Source organism: Thomasclavelia sp. (assembly GCF_017889095.1).
GTDB lineage: Bacteria > Bacillota_I > Bacilli_A > Erysipelotrichales > Coprobacillaceae > Thomasclavelia.
The window spans coordinates 1-5,811 of sequence record NZ_JAGHEW010000336.1 but is presented as its reverse complement, the minus strand read 5'-3'; the positions used below and the strand labels follow the sequence as shown (position 1 = coordinate 5,811).

General features: G+C 27.8%; 5 protein-coding genes and 1 pseudogene. All 6 read left to right on the top strand.

The features are described from left to right. Positions 1–226: pseudogene (locus tag J7M77_RS14530) on the top strand (hypothetical protein); the annotation flags it as partial. Positions 227–569: 343 nt separating this feature from the next. Continuing rightward, on the top strand, positions 570–863 hold the full coding sequence (locus J7M77_RS14525; RefSeq protein ID WP_296879851.1) for a hypothetical protein: 294 nt from the start codon (positions 570–572) through the stop codon (positions 861–863). Further along, positions 856–3,405 (top strand): HD domain-containing phosphohydrolase, encoded by a 2,550-nt coding sequence (locus J7M77_RS14520; RefSeq protein ID WP_296879849.1) that lies wholly within the window; start codon positions 856–858, stop codon positions 3,403–3,405. Before J7M77_RS14525 ends, J7M77_RS14520 begins: the two co-directional genes overlap by 8 nt. 123 nt (positions 3,406–3,528) lie before the next feature. Continuing rightward, positions 3,529–4,065: a nitroreductase gene (locus J7M77_RS14515; protein ID WP_296879847.1), complete on the top strand. Its 537-nt coding sequence runs from the start codon at positions 3,529–3,531 to the stop codon at positions 4,063–4,065. A 195-nt stretch (positions 4,066–4,260) separates the two neighbouring features. Beyond that, positions 4,261–4,584 carry a MarR family transcriptional regulator gene (locus J7M77_RS14510; RefSeq protein WP_296879845.1) on the top strand — a complete coding sequence of 108 codons (324 nt, stop codon included), beginning with the start codon at positions 4,261–4,263 and terminating at the stop codon, positions 4,582–4,584. 844 nt (positions 4,585–5,428) lie between these two features. After that, positions 5,429–5,811, top strand: a 383-nt coding sequence (locus J7M77_RS14505) for a hypothetical protein (RefSeq protein ID WP_296879843.1), incomplete at its 3' end; no start/stop codon positions are given.

Here is a 5,811-nt window from a genome sequence, read left to right as displayed (position 1 = left end):
TTTATATATAAGTTGTGAGAAATATATGATGAAAATACTTGGAATTAGTGCTTTTTTATTGTTGTATCTAGATGATTTTAATTTGATATATTTTCATAAAAAGCAGCTGAATAAATATTTTTTACTTGGCAGTATCTTGATCGTTATAACGACTTTAATTAATATCATAGCTAATTTTTCAATAATTTGGAAAATTAATAAAGTCTTTTTTTATTGTTATCAATAATATTAATATGTTTACTAGTTTATACATTATTTTTTGCCTTGAATCTTGACGAAGAGTATCACAGTGATTGCTGTAAACAAACTTGTTTGCACACTAGTATGTATGCTTTATGTCATCATCCTGGCGTTATCTGATGGGATTTATTTTTATATTTATGTCTACCTGTAATGATGGTTTATTTATGCTGATTGTTTATAACGGATTAAATGTTATTTATGTGATCATCTAAGATTTGCTTATTTTTCCAGTTTATTGGTTATGATGAATATAAAAATGAGATACTTTTTTGGATACCAACGATCAAAAGTATAAGACATATAAAATCATTATTAGGAGGAAGATTATGAATTTAGCGGAAAAAATAAAATTACCAAGATTTAAATATCTTGATCATACTTCAAGTGTGATTGATATTGGTGGTTTTACTCGAATTACTGAAAATTCAATTAACCAGGTTATCCAATTATTAAGATTAAAGATCGTTGATTATTTTACAAAAAAGGGATTCAGTAAAGAAAATATAATGCTTGCTTGTTATGAAAAAACACATCCTAAAATCATTTCCACAATGATTGAAATACTTGTTATTTTGGAAAAAGATTATCGAATTGGTTTAGGAGGTCGATTATATGAATAATTATACGTTTGTTTCTATTATCGCCTTGTATTGTTTTTCTTTTTTATTTATTTCTTTATCAGCATCGAAAAAAACAAAACTGATTAAATCATTTATGATTTTATTATTAGCGATGATTTTATGGACGGGTGGTTCGTTTTTGATGCGGTCTTTGATTGGTCCTTCAGTGAAGTTTTGGTATGATGTTTCGATGTTGGGACTTTGTTTAGTACCGTATTGCTTTATTAGTTTTGTACACCATTATTTATTTAATAAAAAAAGTAAAAATGGATTGTTCTGGCTATTTTTATTCATGGTCTTGTTTATAATTAATGTTTTGACAGGGGCTTTTTTACCAGCGCCAGAATATATCTTAAATAATCGTGGGACAACAGCTTTCTATTATCATAGCGATATTAAAACGTATCTTTTTTTCTGTTTCTTTTTATTAAGTATAATTCATTGTGTTACTATAATGTATAAAGGTTATAAGGAAAATCGTCAGCAGTTAAGACAGTTAACTGTTATCTTTATTGGAATTGGATTTATGATCTTTGGGAATATTTGTGTTTTAATTGGCTGGTTTCCGGGTTTTCCCATTGATATTTTATCCGGGGTAATTAATGCTTTCTGTATGTTTTATTCGTTGTATAAACGGCGTTTATTTAGACTTAATTTGTTGGTTTCTAGACGTAGCAGTTATACAATTGCGGGATTAGTATCAATTATTGTATTTGCCAATATTGTTGGTATTTTCCAAGAAGTATTAGCAGAAAACTTTAAATTTATTCCCAATAAATATTATACTTTAATAATTGCGGTGGCATTTACTCTGGTTACTGCTCTTATTTATAATTTGTTGAAAAAATTTATTGATGCTGTTTTTATCAAAGAAGAAATATTGCAAACGGAAAGCTTAAAAGATTTTTCTAGTCATGTTTCTAAAACATTAAATGTTGATGAAATCATGACTTTAATGAATGATATTATTTTAAAATGTGTAGAAACAAAATATGTTTATATTTGTTTAAGTGATAATAATGATGATTTTATAATTAGACACAGTAGCAGTCCGTTAAGAAAAAATAATTACACGATCAATCATGATAATCCAGTAGTAGTTAAACTGATGAACAGTGATGATATGATTTTTTACAGTGAATTTAAGCAGACCGTAAATTATCGGTCAATGCGGGATAGTGAAAAAAATTTATTTGAAAGTTTAGATATAGAAGGGATTGTTCCTATTAAACAAGAAACATTAATTGGTTTAATCTTATTAGCCCCTAAACCGCGTCGAGCTGGCTATGTATATGGTGAAATTAACTTTTTGTCTTCAGTTGCATCAATAAGTGCAATTGCTTTAATTAATTCGAAAATGTATGAAGCAGCTTATCTAGAAGCTAGAACCGATGAATTAACAGGTCTTTTAAACCGAAAGTATTTTTACGAAACATTAAATAATGAATATGAAAAACTGGGAGAACGACAGTTATCATTAATTATGGTTAGTGTAGATGATGTTCGTTTATATAATCAGCTTTACGGTAACAAGGAAGGGGATATTGTTTTAGTTAATATTGCTAAAATAATGCAAGATTATGTCAATACTCAAGGTTATACAGCTCGTTTGGGTGGAAAAGAGTTTGGAATTATTTTACCAGATTATGGACCATCAGCAGCAAAAGAGTTAGCTGAAAAAATTCGGGAACAAATTACTAACTTAAATAAACGAAAAAATGAATATTCTTTAAAAGTAGTCACTGCCAGTTTTGGAATCAGCTCTATTCCAGCTGCTGCAAATACCGTAAAGCAGCTTTTAGATTATGCTGATCAAGCATTATATCAGTCAAAAAAGAATGGAAAAAATCGTGTATCGGTTTACAATGCTGGAACTTTGGAAACTAATCAAGGGGCATCACTACAAGATGGTCATAAACAAAAGCAAAATATCTATCTTGAATATGCACCGACAATATATGCTTTAACAGCAGCAATTGATGCTAAAGATCATTATACTTTCACTCATTCTGAAAATGTAGCTTATTATGCAACTAATCTTGCAATTGCCTGTGGTTATGATAGTGAATTAGTAGAAATAATTAATGAAGCCGCTTTGCTTCATGATATTGGAAAAATTGGAATTGCTGAAAATATTTTGAAAAAAACATCAAAATTAAGTGATGAAGAATATAAAATAATGCAATCACATGTCGAAGCATCAGTTAATATCATTCGTCATTTACCATCACTTGATTATGTTATCCCAATCGTTTTAACTCATCATGAACGCTATGATGGTCACGGTTATCCTCGGCGTATTGCTGGCGAAGATATTCCGGCTGGTGGTAGGATTATGGCCATTGCTGATTCCTTTGATGCGATGACTTCAAAGCGAAGTTATAAAGAAGCGTATTCTTTAGAGTATGCCATTGAAGAATTAAAACGTAATCGTGGTTTACAATTTGATCCCAATTTAACTGATAAATTCATTGGACTGATTGAATTAGGTACAATTACAGTTCGTAGTAATAAGATAATGGAACCTGAAGAAAAAGAATAGTTATATGATCCTACCTATAAAGGAGGATTTTATTTTCTGCAAACATTATTGATATTTTTCACTATCTTAATATATAATTGAATAGTAGATAAAATCAACTAAATGTGTTGGAGGAGAATAATCATGGAATTTGAACAAATATTAAAAACTCGTCGCAGTATTCGCCGTTATCAAGAAAAACCAGTTTCTAAAGAAATGATTGAAACAATTATCCAGGCTGCAATTGAAGCACCATCATGGAAAAATAGTCAAACAGCCCGTTATCATGTTGTTTATTCTAAAGATATGTTAGCTACTGTTAGAAATGAATGTTTACCAACATTTAATCAAGAAAACAGCAAAAATGCGGCTGCTTTGATTGTTACTAGTTTTGTTAAAAATCGTTCTGGATTTGAACGGGATGGTACACCAAGCAATGAATTAGGAAATAATTGGGGTGCTTATGATTTAGGATTACACAATCAAAATTTAGTATTAAAAGCAACGGAGCTAGGTTTAGGTACCTTGATCATGGGAATTCGTGATGAACAAAAATTACGCGAATTACTTCATATTGATGAAACAGAAATTATTGTTTCCGTTATTGCTTTAGGATATCCTGATATTGACCCAGACCGTCCTAAGAGAAAAAATGTTGTCGATATTTGTAAATTCTATTAATCAATTGAAGTATCAAAAATACTCTTAGCTTACTAAGTTAAGAGTATTTTATTAAAAAGAGGAATAAACATGGATCAATATATTAAAACAATTAATGAAATAAGAAAATTTAATCGTTTTATACTGTTAATATGGGACTTTTAAATTCCGGTTATCTAAATAGTGATTATTCTGTTATAGAAATAAGAATTTTATTTGAACTTAAAAATTCGTAATCAGTGCAAACAATGTGAAATTAATAAAGCATTAGGAATCGATAAAAGTTATTTAAGTCGCATCATTAAACTTTTTTTTGATAAAGGATTAATTGAAAAAGAAAAATCAGAAGTAGACAAACGAGTTATATATCTAGCTTTAACTAAAAAAGGACAAGAAGAAACAGAAAAAATGATTCAATTAACAAATAACCAAATTCACCAACAAATTAAAAATTTAACTAGTGATGATTGTAATCAACTATGTGATGCCATTAATACTATAATTACTATTTTAGATAAGGATAATAACCAAGATTATTAAGTTAAAAAAATATCATTAAGATTTTATTTATTTTAATTTTAATTGGATTATTAATTTTTTTGGTATTTTGAAAGACTATGTTTTACAAACATTTGTTTAAATCGATGAACTAATAAAGCAAGGAGAATGTTTTTTCATCATTGAAAATAATCTTGTTTTAGCTATTTGTATGATGATACCATTAGACAATGTTATGTAAAACATATAAGCTTACTTCAAATCCAAAGGTAAAACATAAAGGTGCTAGCAGTACCGTTTTAAAAAATCAACGTATCTACATTTATACATGGTGCTAAAAGATTATTTATGATTTCTAATCAAAATTCAAATCGGTTAATTATAAATATGATTGTGGTAACAACATTTGATTACTATGAAAATAAGTTTTAACTTTTGAATTTTAATTAGATTAAAAAAATCTTATTATGTTAGTTAGAAATTATTTTTAACGATAATACGTTTATAAATATTAAAATATTTGCTTCATACAATCATATATATTAATTGTCTTATATTACATCATTAGGTAATTATCCTAGGCTTGTTTCTTGGTTCTATTGGTAATGTAATATATTATTTTTTAAAACAGCTATCATCATCTAATAAATAATTTACTGAAAGATAAAAAACAGAATTATAGTTAAGATTCTGTTTTTTTCGTTATAATTGGTAACTTTATTTTATCTTTTTAGTTAAAAATGCTATTTTTTTAAAGAATTTAAAAATAAAAAAAGAAAAAACACTAAGTGCGGTTGTATATAGATAGTAGAAGAATAAATTATGTAGTATAATGTCTTTAGATTTAATGATTTATTCTTCTAGTTTAGATAGAAAGGAGTAGATTATGAAATCAGAAATTAAAAATGATTCAATTTTAAAGCATCATCTAAAAAAAGCTGTTAATTTTGTAGATATCTTTAACGCTGCAGCTTTTAACGGTAACAGTATCGTTGATAGTGACAGTATTGAACTTTACGAAAGTGAAATGACCGGCATGGTGGATAGCGAAGTTATTAAAATCTTAGAAAGAAGAAGAGATGTCATCTTTAGATGGGGCAATCAGGGATTCTTTGCTTTGATTGCCATTGAAAATCAGAAAGATATCGATGATTTAATGGCCTTTAGAGAACTGGCTTATGAATTTTTAGCTTATAATCAGCAGTATGAAAACTATAAGGAAAAGCTGAAAAATAAAGAAAATAATGAAAAGAAAGAGAAACTAAAATT